Genomic DNA, 19,190 nt, shown 5'->3' on the forward strand with positions numbered 1-19,190 from the left:
AAAGCGGGAAAGCGGGAAAGCGGGAAAGCGGGAAAGCGGGAAAGCGGAAATATACAAGAGCAAGCTATATCAGCAAGCTCTCATACAATTTAATTTGCAAAGTTAAGCGCCCAGAGTATGACTTACCATGTAACTGAGCTTTTCACTGCTATTTAAGCAGCCTTGACTGCTTCAGCAATATGCTCTGCCCATTGCAGAGCCATCTCTGCCGTCTCTGCTTCTACCATTACGCGGATCAATGGCTCTGTGCCAGATTCACGCAGCAAAATACGTCCTTTCGCTGTATCAGTACCCACTTCCATCGCTTTTTCTGCATCAACCACTGCAGCTTTAACGAGATCTGACTCCAGCGGTTGATTCTCTCCACCGAACCGAACGTTAATCAAGATCTGAGGCATCATTGGCATGTCGGCTACAAGCTGATCCAAATTCTTACCGCTGCGAGCAATCACTGCCAGTACCTGAAGAGCGGCAACAATGGCGTCACCAGTGGTTACTAGGTTACGACAAATCACATGGCCCGAGTTTTCACCGCCAAGCCACCAATCGCGCTCAAGCAGTTGCTCCATCACGTAGCGGTCACCGACATTGGCACGAACAAACGGAATACCTAGTTTACTCAAGGCAACCTCTAGGCCCATGTTAGACATCAAAGTACCGACCACACCGCCTTTAAGCTGGCCATCAATCAGAGCTTGCTTGGCGAGCACGAACAAAATCTGATCACCGTCTATCACATTACCTTGGCTATCGACCATCATAATGCGGTCGCTATCGCCGTCTAGGGCAATACCCATATCAGCCTTGTACTCAACAACCGCCTCTTGCAGCATACCCATCGAGGTCGCACCGCACTTATCGTTGATATTAAGGCCATTGGGTTTATCACCAATTGCAATCACTTCAGCGCCAAGCTCGCTGAATACCGCAGGGGCAATGTGATAAGCCGCGCCATTGGCACAATCAACCACCAGCTTCATGCCAGCCAGAGACAAAGATGACGGGAATGTACCTTTACAGAACTCAATGTAGCGACCTGCTGCATCATCCATACGTTTGGCTTTACCCAATAGATCCGATGATACGCACCGGATGTCTTTGTCCAGCTCAGCTTCTATAGCTAGCTCTACTTCATCTGGTAGTTTCTCACCACTTTCAGAGAAGAACTTAATACCGTTATCATAATACGGATTGTGTGACGCACTGATCACAATCCCCGCTTCCGCACGGAAGGTTTTGGTCAGGTAAGCTACCGCTGGTGTTGGAATTGGGCCGGTCAAAATCGCGTTGATACCCGCCGCAGAAAGGCCTGCTTCTAGCGCTGATTCCAACATATAGCCTGAGATACGGGTATCTTTACCGATAATTACTTTCTTAGTACCAAGACGTGACAATACGCGTCCCGCCGCCCAGCCAAGCTTCAATGCAAAATCCGGGGTAATTGGGTACTCACCCACCTTGCCACGTACACCATCGGTGCCGAAATATTTTCTAGTCATGGTTTTGTCTTTTTTATAAATGTGGAGTTTAAAAAATCGAGGTTCTGGGTACCGGCGTTTTTCAAGGTATTTGCCGCCTAACCATATTTAAGCCGCTTGTCCCAGAGTCTCATTTATATCTGATTTTTCTGGGTTAAACATGACCGGCCCAGCGGGTTCGCATTTCCTTATTTCTCCTGACCAACGCTCTGGGTTTTGTGCCTTTGCTTTCTCGTACATTGCCTTTCTCTTTGTCAGTATGTCTGCATCCTCACGACGATGACGTTGCCCTGGAGTCACGAAGCCTATACGACTGTGACGGTGTTCTTCGTTGTACCACTCGACAAAGTTCTTAACCCAATTTCTGGCATCCAGATTAGTGAAGCCGGATGCCAGAAATTGTGGCCTGTATTTTAATGTCCTGAACAAGGACTCCGAGAACGAGTTATCATTACTAACTCGTGTTCGACTGTGGGAGGGTGTCACACCCAACTCACACAACTTCGCCTGTAAAGTCGCTGAACGCATGGGACTGCCATTATCCGAATGCAGGACAAGTGGCGTGCGGAAGCATTGCTCTGCCATTAAGGTTCGCTGCATCAAGATCGCAGCTTGCTCTCCTAATTCTCTATCATAGACTTCCAATCCAACAATTTTACGGCTGTAAATATCTTCGACTATATAGAGATAAAAGTACTCTCCTCGAACGATACTACCTAGATAGGTTATGTCCCAAGACCAAACCTGATTGGGTTTCTCCGCTGTATAACTCATTGGTGCTTTCAACTTCCGCGGCGTTTGTGAACAACCACGAGGGTGGAGTTGATTATGTGCTTTCAGAATTCGATAAAAGATTGATTCTGACGCCAGGTACACGTTGTCATCCGTCAATCTAGGAACGATCTGAGATAGCGGAAGACTGGCATATTCTTCACGATTACAGATTTTAAGGTGCTGAACCACATCACCGTCAGATAGTTTATTTGCCGGCACTGGACGTTTCGTAGTTGGTCGCCTGTCACCTTCGATAACCCCATTGTTTAGCCAGCGTTGTAAAGTACGTATTGACAGTTCAATGGTCTTACAGGCCTTTATTTTACGAGCTCCTGACGTGACAGCCTCGTCGATCCAGGGTATATTTTCTTCCGTTCAACAAGCGGAGTTAATCGTCCTCGTTGTCCTCCCATAGGGCCTTGAACTTTTTTCACAGCACCAGTAATGCTGCGGTTTCTGCTAACGCTTTCTCTTTCCGCCGGAATTTTTTCAAGCAGCTTGGTCTTGAGCCACGCAGATTTTAACTTGGCTTGCGCTTCCTTATCGCTGGTTTTAGCAGTGGCCGTGCCGTTGATACAGGCTTCCCGCCATTGAGCAACGTTTTCCGGATATAGACCTTTAGAATGGCAATACTCTCCGAGTTCGATTTCGGATTGGCTGGCGGTTTCAACAACTACGGCAAATTTTGCTTCCGGCGACCATTGCTTCTGAGATTGACCACTGTTAGGCACTGGACTTCCAGTCTCTCTGATTTTATTACGCCAATTGTACAGGGTTGCTTCGCTAATGCCTTCTTGTTTAGCCAGCTTTGGCACTGACATACTCATCGGCGGCATCAACTTCTTAAGAATGGCGTTCTTTCGTTCTTCTGGATAGTAGGGCATCTTTTCTGCTCCCCCCCAGTCTAATTTACGGATTTAGATTCGGCGACAACTATCCTTACAAAGAGGGCTATCCAACTACTGATAAATTAATTATATCGGATCAGAAAAGATCCCTTGTATAAACATTATCAGCGACATCAGCAAGCTCTTCTGCCATTCGGTTTGACACGATCACATCAAACATCACTTTGAATTGCTCAAGATCTTTAATCACTGTAGAGCAGAAAAACTCTTCTTCATCAAGTACAGGCTCATAAACAATTACTTCAAATCCTTTTGCCTTAATACGCTTCATAATCCCTTTAATGCTAGAAGCACGGAACTTATCAGAGCCAGACTTCATGATAAGTCGGTAAATACCAACTGCTTTCGGGTTACGCTTGATAATTGAGTCCACAATAAAATCTTTACGCATCGTGTTGGCATCAAAAATGGCGCCAATCAAACAATTGGGAACATCCTGATAATTTTCACGTAGCTGTTTAGTATTTTTAGGTAAGCTGCAACCACCATAACCAAATAATTGATTATTATAGTGATTTCCAATGTACGGGTCTAAGCCTACACCTTAAATGATCTGGCGCGCATTCCAACCATGAGACTCAGCGTAAGAATCTAACTCATTAAGGTACGCTACTCGCATTGCTAAGTAGGTATTTGAAAGCAGTTTGACAGCTTCTGCTTCTGTGGAATCAGTGAACAGAACGTCAATATCTTTTTTAATTGTCCCTTCCTCCAATAAGTTAGCGAAGATTTCGGCACGTTCACCAACAATAGTACGTGAGGGATGCAAATTTTCGTACAATGCACGCCCTTCACGCAAAAACTCTGGTGAAAAAATAATATTTTCACAACCAAATTGTTCTTTAATTTGTTTTGTATAACCAACAGGGATCGTTGATTTTATCTTCAACGATATCAGCAGCAATAACTTCATGATTCTGTGCCAATAGCACAGCATTGGAAAGGCCTACATAGCCTGTACCTGCAGCTGCAATTTTCATGTGTTTCCTAATTAATTTTTATCGTATCTAAAACGGGAAAACTAGTGGTGTCGATAAAATCACCACTAGGGAATAAGTCAATGATACCTTCCACCCTGTTTTGATGAAATCCAATACTCTGTAATCACCGGCATTCATTACCATCAGGTTTGTTTGATAACCAAATGGACTGATAAAACTTGCACTTGCACCATAAGCAACTGCCATCACGAATGGCATATAGTTCACACCATACGATTGGGCCACGCCCAGAGCAATAGGCAATGCCAAAGCTGCAGCCGCATTATTAGTGACAATCTCAGTGGTGATCATCGTCATAAAAAATATTACGGTTAGAGCAACCCAAGGGCCGCTATTACCCGCCACGTTAGTCACCATATTCGCAATTTGCTGTGCTAAACCGCTAGTGGTGAATACATCAGCAATACAAAGCGCGCTAGCAATCATTAGCCAGATTTCAAACGGAAAACGCCGGCGAATATTAGCTCCAGTCAGCACCTTAGATAACACCATGGCTGCGACATAAATCAGCAACCCTGAAAAGAGGCTCATGATACCTGTGGTAGCCATAGCAATCATTGACACAAAGCCACCAATTGCAACCACTTCTTGCCAAGGCTGTAGGCGTGATTTAACTTTCAAGCCTGAGATAATAAAAAAGTTGCGGTCAACATTTCGATGTTTTTCAAAGTCTGGCCCAACAGCCAAAACCAATTTATCGCCAGCATAAATCACTTGCTCACCGAGCTTGCCACTGACCTTCTGGCCATTGCGGTTAATCGCCACGACCGCCGCATCAAAGCGTGAGCGGAACTGGGTATCTTTCAGCGTTCTGCCGAGAATGCTGGATTCGGTACTGACAATTACTTCAATCAAATTGCTAACTAACAAACCGTTGCTATTAGCGAACAGGCTCAAGCCATCAAACTGCTCTAGTTGCGATATATGTTTTACATCCCCACAAAAAACCAACTTATCGTTGTCTTTAATCACCATTTGTGGGTTAACAGGAGAAATCAATTGACCATCGCGAACAATATCAACAAGAAACAAACCATCCAGAGCTCGCAGGCCATTTTGCTGAATGGTTTTGCCAATCAATAAACTGCCAGTTTGCACCTCTGCATCGATAAAGTAATCGCCGCGATGACCCTCACTCACAACCTTTTCAGGTAAACGGTAAGCACAAAAATACACAGCGAGACCCGCTACCAGTAGAATCATTAGGCCAACAGGCAGAAAATCGAAGAAATGTAGCGAGTTATATCCCTGTTCTATCAGTAAGCCGTTAACAACCAGGTTAGTCGACGTACCAATCAAAGTGAGTGTGCCACCGATAATAGCGAAGTAGGAAAGCGGCAAAAGTAAACGTGATGGTGCATAGTCCTGGCTTCGGGTTAAACCAGCCATCAAGGAAGCAACAACCGCCGTATTGTTCAGAAAAGCAGAACTGATTGAGGATAACAACCCTAATCGGGCCAAAGTCATTTTAAATGTTGGCCTAAAGACAAGCTTTGTCACCCACACCAAAATACGGGTACGTTCAAGGGCAAGCGAAGCAACTAATAATAGAAGCAATGTGATTACGGCTTGATTAACACCAAAACTGAGCATTCTTGCTTGCTCAATGTAACCAAGAAAATAGAAAAATAAAACTACAGCACTGAAAAGGATAGAAGGCCGTACCCGAGTAAAGACAAGAGTAGAGAATAGCAGGACAATCGTCAGTGCAACTATAAATGAAGGGGTCATAATAACTCAAAATAGGCGCCCAAAGACGCCATACATATTAACTCACCGCTTTTAATGGTGAAGCAGAATTAATTCGTGAGTTTAGGTAATCTTTAAACTCTTCACCTAAACTTTCATGACGCAGACCGTATTCAACAAACGCACGAAGGTAACCCTGTTTATCGCCACAATCATGAGACTTACCCGTCATATGGAAAGCTTCAACAGATTCTTCTGCCATTAGCATATCAATGGCATCGGTAAGCTGAATTTCATCACCAGCACCTGGAGGAGTAATCGCCAACTTCTGCCAAATATTTGAAGACAGCACGTAACGGCCAACCACAGCCAGGTTCGAAGGCGCTTCTTCAACAATAGGCTTTTCAACCATCGCCGTCATGGCATGAGAGTCACCGGCATGCAGTTCAGCACCACCACAGTCAACCACACCGTATTTAGATACTTCAGACATCGGTACCGGCTCTACCATGATCTGGCTGGCTTTTGTTGCATCAAAACGCTTCAACATTGCAGACAAGTTCTCTGTTGACTGATCCGCAGTGTACTCATCCAAAATAACATCAGGCAGAACCACAGCAAATGGCGCATCGCCAACTAACGGTTTTGCGCAAAGTACAGCATGTCCAAGCCCTTTCGCATGGCCTTGACGCACGTGCATAATAGTCACATCTGGTGGGCAGATAGATTGCACTTCATCCAACAACTGACGCTTTACACGCTTTTCCAAGGTAGCTTCAAGTTCGTAAGAGGTATCAAAATGGTTTTCGATGGCATTTTTTGAAGAGTGGGTCACAAGAACAATCTCTTTAATACCAGCTGATACACACTCATTAACGATATATTGAATAAGCGGTTTATCGACGATTGGCAACATTTCTTTAGGAATGGCTTTTGTTGCCGGAAGCATACGCGTGCCTAACCCTGCTACTGGGATGACAGCTTTTTTTACTGTACTCATTGTTGTTCCTTGATTAGGGCATTTGGGGATGCTTAGATCCTGTAAGCTGTAAGCTGTAAGCTGTAAGCTGCAAGCTGCAAGCTGCAAGCTGCAAGCTGTAAGCTGTAAGCTGCAAGCTGCAAGCTGTAAGCTGCAAGCTGCAAGCTGCAAGCTGCAAGCTGCAACAGCTTGAAAGAATTAATATCAGAATTACAAGAGTTAGTAGCTAGAGGTACAACTATTAACACTTAAGAAGCAATGCTTTGATCTGTCTGATAGCTTCAAGCTGACAGCTAATTACTGATAGCTGAAATCTCAGCTGTAATACTCATTAACCGCTGTGATAAGTGCTTCACGCATGTCAGCAGGTAGTGCATTCACACCAGCTGCTGCTGCACGGCCACCGCCAGTTGGGAACTGACTACAGATATCACCGGCACCTTGCTTATTGTTCAGTGGCGCGCGAAGTGAAACAGTCAATGTTCCGTCAGCATTTTCAGTAAATACAATGTGGGCTTTATCTGGAGATTTATTGGCTAGCTCATTACCAAATACGCCACTAATGCGCTTAGACCAAGCTTCATTTGGCATTGTAAATGCAGTACAAGTAGCCACATTGGTAATAGGCTCAAGGGCTAGGGCATTATTCATATCGCTTTCATACCCTAACTTCAAAGCATGGTAGGGTGACCCACAGTCTTCTATGACGGCAAACGGGGAGCTATAAGGTAGTAGCTTCTGATATAAATCTGCTGGCGCAAAATGCAAGTCATCAATGGTTGCGCCATATCCGTTGTAGTTAATCAGTGTGCCAAGTTCTTTAAGTAAAGATGCTTCACCTAGAGAAAGTTCAGCTTTATCCGCTAACTTGTCACCTACCGCAATCAGGTTATCACCGTACGCCGCAGCGATAGCCCATGAGTGATATTGGCCATTAAGCAGACTATCAACGATTAAGCTAGTACAAGTATTAGCGTCTAGATCAATATGAGGCTCTAGTAACTCAGCTGCAGGAATGTCACCTGCACGGTGGTGGTCGGCATAAAATACAGATGCACCAGAATTAAGAAGGCGCTGCAAGTCTTCGCTGTTTTTTTCCATTGAAATATCTAACACGGTGACACTATCACCAGCTTTAGCTTCAACTTGCTTAAGCAATTTAATATCGCGCTTCACACCAGTGATTAATGTACTTTCTTTCGGCTCAGCTAAACGTAATTGAAGCAAAGCAATGATGCCGTCAGCATCACCATTGAAAATGTCGTAGTGGATTGACATGGGGTCCCTTAGATCCTAGAAAAATAATATTGACGATAAGTTAGAGTTTCAACATCAATTTAAAGCTCTTCGCATTTAACTGATCGCTGACAGCTTAAAGCTGATCACACCATGATGTAGCCTTTCTCTACCAGGTAACCCACAACCTGGTCCGCACACTCTTCAATCGACAACTCAGCCGTTTTGACATGGACTTCAGGAGAGGCTGGTGCTTCATAGGTCGAATCAATACCTGTGAAGAGCTTGATCTCGCCTGCTCGGGCTTTTTTGTACAAGCCCTTCGGATCGCGAGACTCACAAACGTCTAGCGGCGTATCGATATACACTTCAACAAATTCATCGGTATTAACCAATTCACGGACTAGCCGGCGATCGCCGATGAAAGGGGAAATAAAGGCTGTTAACACAATTAAGCCCGAATCAACGAACAGTTTGCTCACTTCACCGATACGACGGATATTTTCAATGCGATCAAGATCACTAAATGATAAATCTTTATTTAAGCCGTGGCGTACATTGTCGCCATCTAATAAGTAGCTATGGCAATTGTTATCGAACAACTTTTTTTCAACTGCATTAGCAATGGTTGATTTACCTGAACCACTTAATCCAGTGAACCAAAGGATGACAGGTTTTTGTTTTTTCTGCACTGCACGCGCTTCATGGCTAATGACTTGGTCATGCCAGACAATATTTTCGTTCATAGTATATAGAGTAAAGTTAGCAACTGAGAAAGCTAGAAAGCTAGAAAGCTAGAAAGCTAGAAAGCTAGAAAGCTAGAAAGCTAGAAAATAACAAGTGTTGAAGTAGAGTCAACACTTTGAAATGATAGCTGAGATCTTAGTAAGCATTTTTGTCGATGAAGCCTTTGAAAATAGTGAGGAAAACGATTTTGGCATCAAGAAATACAGACCAGTTGCGGATGTAATCTAAGTCAAACTCAATGCGTTTTTCCATTTTATCCAAGGTATCAGTTTCACCACGCCAGCCATTTATTTGAGCCCAACCAGTGATACCAGGTTTGACAAGGTGACGTAGCATGTAACCATTTATCAACTTGCGGTATTCCTCATTGTGAGCAACTGCGTGAGGGCGAGGTCCAACAATCGACATACTTCCTTGAATAACATTAATAAACTGAGGCAGCTCATCTAAGGAGGTGCGGCGCAAGAAGCCTCCGATAGGCGTCAGCCGATTATCTCCCTTCTTGGCCTGTGTGACCTTATCACCATTTTCCATTACGTTCATCGAACGGAACTTCCAAACTTTAATCGCTCGTCCATCAATGCCATAACGGTGCTGTTTAAAGAACACCGGACCCTTTGATGTAAACTTAATTGCAGATGCAATCACCAGCATTGGAGCTGAAATTAACAGCAGGATAAAACTACCAACCACAAGATCGAAAACCCGCTTCAAAATACGGTTAGAACCATCCATTGGTGAAGAATAAATACTAATCACAGGTAAACCACCCAAATTATCACTTCTTGAGTGCAATAGCTCAAAAGTGAATACATCAGGAAGATACATCACAGAACAGGTGGTATCAGCTAGCTCATTCACCAAGCTAGCGATATATGATTGCTTTGAAACTGGCAACGCAATGTAAACCCTGTCAATAATGCCATCTTTTGCATCAGAAACTAACTGCTCTAAATCCCCTAATACACTTGCAATTGGCTCTGGGTGCTCAGATTTAACATAATCTGATGTATCATAATGCCCCACAATGTTTAGCCCCATCCAAGGCGAGCGATTTATTCGTTTCGCTAGCTCTTGGCCTAAACGTCCGGCGCCAACAATAGCAACTTGCCTTGTATTATAACCGCGACCACGTGCAACACGCAGTATCATTTTTAATAATCGACGGTACAACAATAAGACACCCCAGGTAACACCAAACCACGTTAGCTGGTGCGAAATGGACGAGAACATATCAAAGCCCAGCATGGAATCTGCGCTGCTGGCCACCAAAAAAGCGAACAGCCAATTGACACTTAAGCGCCACGCTTCCATGCGAAATGGTGTTGTACGCCACGACACATAAAAGTGTTGAAGTTCACATATTGCGTAAAAAGACATCATCGCAATAAAGGCTGCTAAATAATTAGCGGCATCGGTCAATTCAACAAAATAAAAGGCCACACAAACAGAGCTAGCAAGTATTACCATTGAATCCGCAAAGCGGGTAAACATGGCAACTGTTGTTTGGCGACTTTGTAAAACTCCCTTTTGATATTTCATATTACGCCTCAATAAATTTTAAACGTATTAATTCCGAGTAATTTTTTTACTTGATAGTAACTCATCAAATTTTGTGTAGCGACAGACAATGACGTAACGATAGCAGCACCAAAAATGCCAAACGTTGGAATCAACAATGGTCCACCAATAAGTACAATCATCGACGCAATAATGACATTACGCTTTAAAATTGCTTCATATCCTGTCATTTGTAGCAAATATCCAACAGAACCCGTAATAACATTTACAAACTGTCCTAATGCTAACAATCTGAGTATATTAGCAGCTTCAACAAACTCATCACCAAATAAGCCCATTATCCACTCAGAAAAAACAAGCATGAAGATAATCAATGGCAATGCCATCAATGTCATCAGTTTACTTGAATTAATAGCAGTTTTTTCAATGGATTCGAAGTCATTATTTTTGTAAGCAGCAGCAAACTTAGGGGCAGCAATGGCATTGACTGAGATTAAAATAAAACTAGTGAGCATTGCCGTGCGAACCGCTGTCGCAAATAGCGCTACATCCTTAGAGTCAGCCCATAGGCCAAGCATAAGCTCTCCTGCCCATTGAGTTACTTGTGCCATCAACATGATAATAAAAAGAGATTTCATTGCCGATGTTAACTGCGATGAAAAAGAAATGGGTCTAAAGCTAATAACCTTTGTTACTTTACTTCGCCAAGTTAAAGTGGAAATAACGAAAACAATCACAGATGAGAGTAAATATAACTTAGCAACTTCAACAGCAGAGTTTGGTTCAACCAAAAGCACAGACAATAAAACAGTAATAGCCATAGCACCAGAACTAAACAACATTGCTGGTACTACATGTTTTGCACCTTGTAAAAAGAAACCATTCAGCTGGCTTAAAGATAATGGGATCACACTTAACCCCATAATCATTAGCACTTGACTTAACTTTGGTTTATTAAAAATAAAATCTGAAACAAAGTCAGAAAAATAAAAAACAGTAAAAGAAGATAGAAATAAAACAGGTACAATTATTCTAATCAATAACCCATAGAACCTTGCTATTTGTTCATTATCTTTGTCAGCCATAAATGTAGCGACAAAGCGAACTATAGCATTATCTGTGCCAAGACGACCAATCACAGAGAGAAGTAAAACAATTGTCATACTAAGAAAGAAATAACCGGACTCTTCTGCTCCTAAATGTCTTGCAACTAATAAATTAAGAAAAAAAGCACCTGCAGCAGAAAACACCTTAACAATAAAAGCTAAACCACTACCAATTACCAACTCACGAGTATCGCTACTTGAGAGCTTTGACTTTATGTTTGAAATAATCATAGACACGAAAACGACTAAGCTGCCTGTTTTGCAGCTTAGTCTCATTTTTTAATTCGATGCTTTTTCGACAACATGCTTTAAGCTTGAACGCCAGTTACGCTCTACTTTAACAGGAAAGTCATCGCAGCATAGTACGGAATAATAAGGTCTCTTAGCCGGCGTTGGATATTCACTCGAAGAGATAGGAGACACAATCGGCTTGCTCTCAATAATGTTCTGAGTATAAGCCTCATCAACAATTGCCGAAGTAAAACCATGCCAACTGGTTGGTAAGTCACCGCAATAATGAAACACACCATACTGGATATAGGTATTTGACCGTTCAAGTTCTTGAACAATTAATAATAGCGCATTGGCCAAATCACCCGCGTAAGTGGGGCATCCATACTGATCAGCAACAACCTTGATCTCATCACGCTCCTTGCTAAGACGAAGCATCGTATTGACAAAATTATTACCGTATTCACTAAATACCCAAGCAGTACGAACAATAACATGCTTACTATTAGCTTCAGCCACCAACTCTTCACCAGCAAGCTTAGTTTCACCGTAAACACTTTTTGGTGATGTTAATGAACCAGGTAGATACGGTGTAGTTGCATTTCCATCAAAAACATAGTCTGTCGAAACATGCAAAAGCGGAATATTCATATTACTTGCGACAAGCGCTAGATTATGAGGACCTTTAGCATTTACAGCGTAAGCAATATCGTATTCACTTTCAGCCTTATCAACCGCTGTATAAGCCGCCGCATTTATGATCACATCGGGGCGATATTGTTCTGCAAACTGATTGACCGTATCAAAATTGGTAATATCGAGTTGCTCATAATCAGTAAAGATGCCATCAAAACCAAAATAGACAATACGATCTTGCAAACAACGCCCTAATTGTCCATTAGCACCGGTAACCAATACTTTCATAGGATTCTCTTATTTGTGTAAATCTCTAAACCAATCGGCCTTGGCGTCTTTGTCTGATAAAATTGGATCTAGACAAGGCCATTCAATGCTAAGATCCGGGTCATTCCAACGAATACAACCTTCATCGGATGGATCATAAAAATCAGTGCACTTATACTCGAAATCAGCAGTGTCAGATAGCACAACGAAACCATGAGCAAAACCCGGCGGTACCCAAAATTGCTTTTTATTAAACTCAGATAAAATAACACCTTCCCAGTGACCATACGTCGGTGACTCTGGACGAATATCTACAGCCACATCAAATACTTCACCACGTACAACACGAACTAACTTACCTTGTGGTTTCTTTTTTTGAAAATGCAGCCCACGCAACACGCCTTTTGACGAGCGAGAGTGATTATCCTGAACAAAGTCCTGTTCTATACCGACATCAGCTTTATAACGTTCTGACTGAAATGTTTCTAAGAAAAAACCACGGTCATCACCAAAAACCCGTGGTTCAATAATTTTCACTTCCGGAATATTGGTATCAATCACTTTCATGAAAAAGAAAACTCCTCAGCCGCTTTGATCAAATAATGGCCATAGCCTGTTTTCTTCAATCGCTCGCCAGCCAATAGCAACTCTTCAGTAGATAGCCATCCCTGTTGGTGTGCAATCTCTTCCAAGCAAGCAACCTTAAGACCTTGCCTATGCTCAATTGTCTGAACAAACTGGCTGGCTTCAATGAGTGAATCATGGGTACCTGTATCCAGCCAAGCAAAACCACGACCGAGCAGATTAACATGAAGATCGCCACGTTGGAGATAGATATTATTGACATCTGTTATCTCTAGTTCGCCGCGTGGCGAAGGTTTAATATCTCTTGCGATAGCTTGAACATCATTATCATAGAAATATAAACCTGTTACGGCATAGTTTGATTTTGGCTGTGCTGGTTTTTCCTCAATACTAGTAGCCACACCATTTTTATCAAAATCAACCACACCAAAACGCTCTGGATCAGTCACATGATACCCAAACACGGTTGCACCAGCTTCACGGTTGACAGCTTGCTTGAGCTTATCTGAAAAATGCTGGCCATAGAAAATATTATCCCCCAAAACCAAGCTGACATTATCATTGCCAATAAAATGATCACCAATGATAAATGCTTGAGCCAGACCATCTGGGCTTGGTTGAACAGCATACTCTAAGTTAATACCAAAACGACCACCATCACCCAGTAATTTCTGAAAGCCTGGTAAATCGTCGGGAGTTGAGATAACCAAAATGTCTTGAATTCCCGCCAACATCAAAACTGAAAGCGGATAATAAATCATCGGCTTGTCATAAATGGGCAACATTTGTTTGGAGACACCCATAGTAATAGGATGTAACCGTGTACCTGAGCCGCCAGCAAGAATAATACCTTTATACTTTGCCATTATTTAACCTCTTCATTTCCAAGACGACCTAGCTGATAATCGCCCGATAGAACGCGCTTCCACCATTGTGTATTTTCTAAATACCACACAACGGTTTTACGAATACCCGATTCAAATGTTTCTTCAGGTACCCAACCAAGTTCACGCTGTATTTTTGATGCATCAATAGCATAGCGAACGTCATGGCCAGGGCGATCCGTCACAAAAGTAATAAGGTCACGGTAAGCATCAAGGCCTTGAGGTTTAATAGGAGCTAGCTCTTCCAGTAAGTCACAAATGGTTTCGACTACTTCAAGATTGCGCTTTTCATTATGCCCACCAATATTATAGGTTTCCCCGACAACACCTTCAGTAACAACCTTATAGAGAGCTTTAGCATGATCTTCAACAAACAACCAATCACGTATTTGACTTCCATCTCCGTAAACAGGTAATGGTTTGCCAGAGAGCGCATTCAAAATCATATGAGGAATCAGCTTCTCAGGGAAATGATAAGGCCCATAGTTATTGGAACAGTTTGTTACTAGCACTGGAAGACCGTATGTTCTACCCCATGCACGAACTAGATGGTCAGACCCGGCTTTACTGGCTGAATACGGGCTACTTGGCTCATAAGAGGTTTCTTCAGTGAATAAATCACTTGTCCCTTCTAAATCACCATACACTTCATCGGTAGAAATGTGATGGAATCGAAATGCAGATTTACTTTCTGCCGGTAGTTCATTCCAATACTGTCGAGCAACTTCTAGCATATTAAAGGTGCCAACAACATTGGTTTGAATAAACTGTGCAGGCCCATCAATCGAGCGATCAACATGCGACTCCGCCGCTAAATGCATGACAGCGTCTGGCTGATACTTTTCGAATACAGCTTTAAGTGCTTCAAAATCACAAATATCGACTTGTTCGAAACAGTATCGTTTACTTTGAAGAACATCAGGAATTGATTCAAGATTACCTGCATAAGTAAGAGAATCGACATTAACAACGCTATCATTGGTATTAGAAAGTATATATCGAACAACTGCGCTACCAATAAACCCAGCTCCACCTGAAATTAGAATTTTCAATTATTTTTCCTAGATAAAAAATACTTAATTGCATCAATTATATGTAATCGTAGTACTTTACTGCTAAATATATTCTTTAAACCTCCGTTACTACTCCTAACTCCATCAGCAGAAATAACTAAACTTCTATCAAGATACGAATATTTCATAAAATCTTGAATTCGTTTGCCAATATCCACATCCGCCATAAAAATGTAATAACGCTCGTTAAAGCCTCCAAGCTCAGTCCAAGTTTTTATATCAATAAGCAGAAAAGAAGATTGCAACCAATCAACAGGCTGTAATTGTGAATTGATATTATAAGTATTCTCAACACTCAAGTATTTACTAAGCTTATCACTAAATATCTTACTGAGTAATGGAACTCTCTTCACAATTAAAGATGAAATTTGTGGAAATGACCGGGCAACATTTTCATATGTACCGTCAGGGTTTTCTTGTGAAACACCAAGAGATCCAACATTATTCAAACTAAGATATGAATCTATAGCTTCTTTAATCAGCCTACTATCTTTTATATATATGTCTGGATTAAGAAAGAGAATAAAATCTGAATCAGAAGATGCCTTAGTCGCACCTATGTTACATGCTTTTGAATAACCTAAGTTACATGGTGACTGATAGAATTCTATATTTATGCTTTTTGAAGTAAAACTTGAATAAACACTAAAATTGTCATCAGACATGCTATTATCAATAACTATTACATTAATAAAAACAGCATCCTGTTCATCTAAACATTTAAGTAAGTCAAGTAATTTCTCGCCTTTAAAAAAATCAACAATAACGACATGTACTTTATTTTTAATCATTAATTAAATCCAAAACAATATAATCTAAAAATTGTCTGTTTGACTTATCCGAAGAATAATATTGAGCGGTTTTTTTCATATCAAGAAAATTTAAATCCTTCAACCCATTTCTTTTTATCATATAAATCAAATTAAATGCATCTTCTATTTCATCAACAAAATAGCCATTGGACTTATGGTTAATATATAATCTTGGTCCGCCGCAATCAAATAAAATAGGCAGCGTAAATTGAGACATAGACTCTAATGGTGGCAAGTAAAAACCTTCACACTCAGATGTTCCAAAAAACACTTTACATTCTCTAATCTTAGTGATTAGTTCATCCTGACATGAGGGAGAATGAAAAACAACTTCAATAAAACTTGAATCAATCTCACTTAAAAAATCACGAGCCAAATTGATCGCCAACTTATCCTGTGAAATAAAAGAAACTGTTATATGTATATGCTTATCATCGAAAATTCTTAAAAGATCAAAAAAACGATCTATACGTTTCCAGTTTTCACTTCTACCAAAGTAACAAATGTCAACAGCTCTCTCCTCATATTTAAACTCATTAAGGAATTTATTATTCAGACCTACTGTATAATCGAAACTAACAATGGAAGAAGAGTTATAATTTCTAATTTCATTTTTCAAAAACAAATTAGCAGGTATTATTGCTTGCTTCTTATATTTATATGTTAATGTACATAATTTATTAAGATTTCTTCCAACAGCCCCCTTATATAAACCTTCCAAACCTTGGATGAAATAGTACAATTTAAAGTCAAAAAATTTATGTGCGATAAAACATGGGTACCAAGTTATAAAAAAGTTTGCTAGTACTGCACCTTTTTCTTTTCTAATAAAATATATAAAACACACCATAAATAGCAATTGATGCATGATTTTAGGAATAAATCTATACTTTTTTATACCTATTTCCTTAACATCTACACTATCTGTCAAAAAATCAGTTTGTATACTATTTTTTGGACATAGTACGAGAACATTAACATTATCATTATCATTATGCTTTTTAAAATAATCTAGCATTTCACAGATTACTCTTGTTCCTCCATGATACTTTATACTTAGTAATGGAACAAATAAGTTCATAATATTTCTCGCTCAGTCAAAACTAAAGATACGTAAAACACTCCAATCCCTATAAAGTAAAACGGATGAATTAATGATATAGCAATGAAATATACACAACATTGCTTCTGCAATTTGCTTAGAGCCTTGTACTTAAATATAAATAAAATTGACAGAATAAATGTACCTAAGAAACCAACAGATATAATTAGCTCAAGTGGTAAATTGGCAATATCTCCCCCCATCGTTGACTCTAGCCTAGAAAAGTCAAACTCAGAATCTGTTCCCAAAGATAAAAAATTCACATATTGCAGAATATCATTTTGTGCTAACAATACATTTGCTTGACCAAAGCCAATCCCAAATACCAGTTCTTGCCAAGACATATTTTCAATAATGCCTAATGCGACAAACCAGTTTCCCGAATGAATTATTATGGATTCAATCAAATTATCAAGTGAGATAAAATCAAAAGTAATTGCAATATATGCAATTACAGCCATAATGAAAATTGGCAAAACTATATTTTTTACACTTAATTTTATTTTTGATAAATAGAAAAAAAGTAATGCCGCTTTAGAACCCAACATTAATAAGCTAAGTGAACGTACTAAATTTGCTTTAGAGGATATTCTTTTTGATATCAACAATAGGAGCGCCCCCATTATAATACCAGACCATACAGGCTCAGTTAATGTCGCGCTGGGTTTATGAAACAGCTCAAGTAGAAAAAGGTTTACACCTAGGACATTAAAGCTTAAAACCTGTATTATTGATAGTATAAATATTAACAATGCCGCATGTTTTAAACTCGCCAGCTTATTATATGCTGATAGTTTTTTTGAATAAAGAACAGTAGCAATAATTACAGGAAAGTATATCACAATCACTTTAGCCCAACCTCTCAATAACGAAAGATCTTGCTGTATTATAAGTTGAATCAGTGATAATGATAGTATAGATACTATTGGTATTCTATAATCTATAATTAATTTTAATACCTCTTTAAAGTAAATCATTAATATAATTGCTACATATAGAAACCATATTCGAAATGGAAAAAAAGGCTTAATAGCATGATCTATTTGGTTAATAGGTATATCGAAAACCATAATTACAGGTAAAAAATATAAAAATTTATATTTTTTCTTTGTAATTGTTAAGYTGGCTAATGCTATAATTAAATAGCCAACACCTAAAATATTGATAATATTTTGCCAAAAGGCATTGTATAAAGTCATATTTTTCCGATTATACCCAGATATGACCATAACAAAGGTTTAATTGAAATAGATGATTCTTTTCTAATATAGCTAACTAAGTTGATAAATGGCTTAATTAAAATAATTAAAATATAATATTCCTTAAAATATTTCTTGTAATATTTTAATGTATTTCTCATGTCAATTTTATATTGAAAAGAGCTTCTTAGACCGACAGACTTACTTTCTTCATGACATACAATAGCATTTAAGTTAACTAAAAGATTAATACCTTTTCTTTTGGCTGATGTACACCAGTCAGATTCCTCCCAATATAAGAAGTAATCTTCGGGCATTAAACCTATTACTTTTAGAGTTTTAACTGAAAAGTACATTGAAGCACCGCTAATAAAGTCTATTGAACTCAGCTTATTATTATACTTATTTTTGACATCTTTAATGCTCTTATAATCACTACCTGATCCTATTCCTTTAGGAACCCCTAAAGCTTTAATCAGTTTACTACCTCCTATACACTGGATTTTTCTTGTACCATTCAGAATCACAGCTCCTATAATAGCCAGCTTATGATCTTTTTCACATGAGCTAAGCTCTCTTAATGCATCTTTATCCGGGGTTGTATCAGGATTGAGAAGCCATACGTAGTCATTATCATTCCCTTTAGTTAAATGTTTTAAAACAATATTATTTCCAGCGGCAAATCCTCTATTTTCATTTGCTTCTATTAAGGTAATAGACTCCTTAATGTATCCAATTGAATCTAAACCTATAATTTCATTTTCTTTAACATTAACATAATCCCTATTTCCCTCTAAACTTAGTTTCTTCATCTCCCGCTTTAAAATTTCTACAGAATTATCGGTTGATAAATTATCAACAACAAAAATATTATTTGGTTTAATACATCCAGATAGCAACACCTTTATTAAGTCAATTACATCACCAGCCGTATTATAATTAACAATTAAAACGCTTTTCAT

The 19,190-nt window shown here is 39.8% G+C and carries 15 protein-coding genes and 2 pseudogenes; all 17 read right to left on the reverse strand.

Translation table 11 applies throughout. The annotated features are described in order from the left end of the window. Nucleotides 1–152 precede the first annotated feature (152 nt). The gene (gene glmM / locus L4D79_RS18210; protein ID WP_428652981.1) at nt 153–1,499 is read right to left on the reverse strand and encodes a phosphoglucosamine mutase; all 1,347 of its coding nucleotides are present in this window, start codon (nt 1,497–1,499) and stop codon (nt 153–155) included. An 87-nt stretch (nt 1,500–1,586) separates the two neighbouring features. Further along, nucleotides 1,587–3,136 (reverse strand): annotated as a pseudogene (locus tag L4D79_RS18215) (IS3 family transposase). Nucleotides 3,137–3,236: 100 nt separating this feature from the next. Next, nucleotides 3,237–4,140, reverse strand: a pseudogene (locus tag L4D79_RS18220) (nucleotide sugar dehydrogenase). Nucleotides 4,141–4,167: 27 nt separating this feature from the next. Beyond that, nucleotides 4,168–5,892, reverse strand: a complete 1,725-nt coding sequence (locus L4D79_RS18225; protein ID WP_428652983.1) for an SLC13 family permease — start codon at nt 5,890–5,892, stop codon at nt 4,168–4,170. 37 nt (nt 5,893–5,929) lie between these two features. Further along, nucleotides 5,930–6,850, reverse strand: a complete 921-nt coding sequence (galU, locus tag L4D79_RS18230; RefSeq protein WP_428652984.1) for a UTP--glucose-1-phosphate uridylyltransferase GalU — start codon at nt 6,848–6,850, stop codon at nt 5,930–5,932. Between the two features lie 294 nt (nt 6,851–7,144). Continuing rightward, entirely contained in the window at nt 7,145–8,101 is a 957-nt protein-coding gene (locus L4D79_RS18235) for a DHHA1 domain-containing protein (protein WP_428653076.1), read from the reverse strand. A 110-nt stretch (nt 8,102–8,211) separates the two neighbouring features. Next, nucleotides 8,212–8,811, reverse strand: coding sequence for an adenylyl-sulfate kinase (gene cysC / locus L4D79_RS18240; protein ID WP_428652985.1), 600 nt, complete (start codon nt 8,809–8,811; stop codon nt 8,212–8,214). A gap of 136 nt (nt 8,812–8,947) precedes the next feature. Next, nucleotides 8,948–10,354 (reverse strand): undecaprenyl-phosphate glucose phosphotransferase, encoded by a 1,407-nt coding sequence (locus L4D79_RS18245; RefSeq protein ID WP_428652986.1) that lies wholly within the window; start codon nt 10,352–10,354, stop codon nt 8,948–8,950. A gap of 8 nt (nt 10,355–10,362) precedes the next feature. Further along, nucleotides 10,363–11,670: an oligosaccharide flippase family protein gene (locus L4D79_RS18250; protein WP_428653078.1), complete on the reverse strand. Its 1,308-nt coding sequence runs from the start codon at nt 11,668–11,670 to the stop codon at nt 10,363–10,365. 48 nt (nt 11,671–11,718) lie between these two features. Then, complete coding sequence (gene rfbD / locus L4D79_RS18255; RefSeq protein ID WP_428652987.1) at nt 11,719–12,594, reverse strand: dTDP-4-dehydrorhamnose reductase; 876 nt, start codon at nt 12,592–12,594, stop codon at nt 11,719–11,721. 9 nt (nt 12,595–12,603) lie between these two features. Beyond that, nucleotides 12,604–13,140 (reverse strand): dTDP-4-dehydrorhamnose 3,5-epimerase, encoded by a 537-nt coding sequence (rfbC, locus tag L4D79_RS18260; RefSeq protein ID WP_428652988.1) that lies wholly within the window; start codon nt 13,138–13,140, stop codon nt 12,604–12,606. Further along, a complete protein-coding gene (gene rfbA / locus L4D79_RS18265; protein WP_428652989.1) occupies nt 13,137–14,024 on the reverse strand; it encodes a glucose-1-phosphate thymidylyltransferase RfbA in 888 nt (295 codons plus the stop codon). The genes rfbC and rfbA overlap by 4 nt, the downstream gene beginning before the upstream one ends. Beyond that, nucleotides 14,024–15,094, reverse strand: a complete 1,071-nt coding sequence (gene rfbB / locus L4D79_RS18270; RefSeq protein WP_428652990.1) for a dTDP-glucose 4,6-dehydratase — start codon at nt 15,092–15,094, stop codon at nt 14,024–14,026. The genes rfbA and rfbB overlap by 1 nt, the downstream gene beginning before the upstream one ends. Then, nucleotides 15,091–15,906, reverse strand: a complete 816-nt coding sequence (locus L4D79_RS18275; protein WP_428652992.1) for a glycosyltransferase — start codon at nt 15,904–15,906, stop codon at nt 15,091–15,093. Before L4D79_RS18275 ends, rfbB begins: the two co-directional genes overlap by 4 nt. Continuing rightward, nucleotides 15,899–17,008, reverse strand: coding sequence for a glycosyltransferase (locus L4D79_RS18280; RefSeq protein ID WP_428652993.1), 1,110 nt, complete (start codon nt 17,006–17,008; stop codon nt 15,899–15,901). The genes L4D79_RS18275 and L4D79_RS18280 overlap by 8 nt, the downstream gene beginning before the upstream one ends. Further along, nucleotides 17,005–18,228 carry a hypothetical protein gene (locus L4D79_RS18285; protein WP_428652994.1) on the reverse strand — a complete coding sequence of 408 codons (1,224 nt, stop codon included), beginning with the start codon at nt 18,226–18,228 and terminating at the stop codon, nt 17,005–17,007. Before L4D79_RS18285 ends, L4D79_RS18280 begins: the two co-directional genes overlap by 4 nt. Then, nucleotides 18,225–19,190, reverse strand: a complete 966-nt coding sequence (locus L4D79_RS18290) for a glycosyltransferase family protein (RefSeq protein WP_428652996.1) — start codon at nt 19,188–19,190, stop codon at nt 18,225–18,227. Before L4D79_RS18290 ends, L4D79_RS18285 begins: the two co-directional genes overlap by 4 nt.

The organism is Photobacterium satsumensis (assembly GCF_050336935.1).
Taxonomy (GTDB): domain Bacteria; phylum Pseudomonadota; class Gammaproteobacteria; order Enterobacterales; family Vibrionaceae; genus Photobacterium; species Photobacterium satsumensis.

What these genes read in the sequence shown, in the direction of transcription:
- glmM (WP_428652981.1), bottom strand. Translation starts at nt 1,499, where the DNA reads ATGACTAGAAAATATTTCGGCACCGATGGTGTACGTGGCAAGGTGGGT.
- L4D79_RS18225 (WP_428652983.1), bottom strand. Translation starts at nt 5,892, where the DNA reads ATGACCCCTTCATTTATAGTTGCACTGACGATTGTCCTGCTATTCTCT.
- galU (WP_428652984.1), bottom strand. Translation starts at nt 6,850, where the DNA reads ATGAGTACAGTAAAAAAAGCTGTCATCCCAGTAGCAGGGTTAGGCACG.
- cysC (WP_428652985.1), bottom strand. Translation starts at nt 8,811, where the DNA reads ATGAACGAAAATATTGTCTGGCATGACCAAGTCATTAGCCATGAAGCG.
- L4D79_RS18245 (WP_428652986.1), bottom strand. Translation starts at nt 10,354, where the DNA reads ATGAAATATCAAAAGGGAGTTTTACAAAGTCGCCAAACAACAGTTGCC.
- L4D79_RS18250 (WP_428653078.1), bottom strand. Translation starts at nt 11,670, where the DNA reads ATGATTATTTCAAACATAAAGTCAAAGCTCTCAAGTAGCGATACTCGT.
- rfbD (WP_428652987.1), bottom strand. Translation starts at nt 12,594, where the DNA reads ATGAAAGTATTGGTTACCGGTGCTAATGGACAATTAGGGCGTTGTTTG.
- rfbC (WP_428652988.1), bottom strand. Translation starts at nt 13,140, where the DNA reads ATGAAAGTGATTGATACCAATATTCCGGAAGTGAAAATTATTGAACCA.
- rfbA (WP_428652989.1), bottom strand. Translation starts at nt 14,024, where the DNA reads ATGGCAAAGTATAAAGGTATTATTCTTGCTGGCGGCTCAGGTACACGG.
- L4D79_RS18275 (WP_428652992.1), bottom strand. Translation starts at nt 15,906, where the DNA reads ATGATTAAAAATAAAGTACATGTCGTTATTGTTGATTTTTTTAAAGGC.
- L4D79_RS18280 (WP_428652993.1), bottom strand. Translation starts at nt 17,008, where the DNA reads ATGAACTTATTTGTTCCATTACTAAGTATAAAGTATCATGGAGGAACA.
- L4D79_RS18290 (WP_428652996.1), bottom strand. Translation starts at nt 19,190, where the DNA reads ATGAAAAGCGTTTTAATTGTTAATTATAATACGGCTGGTGATGTAATT.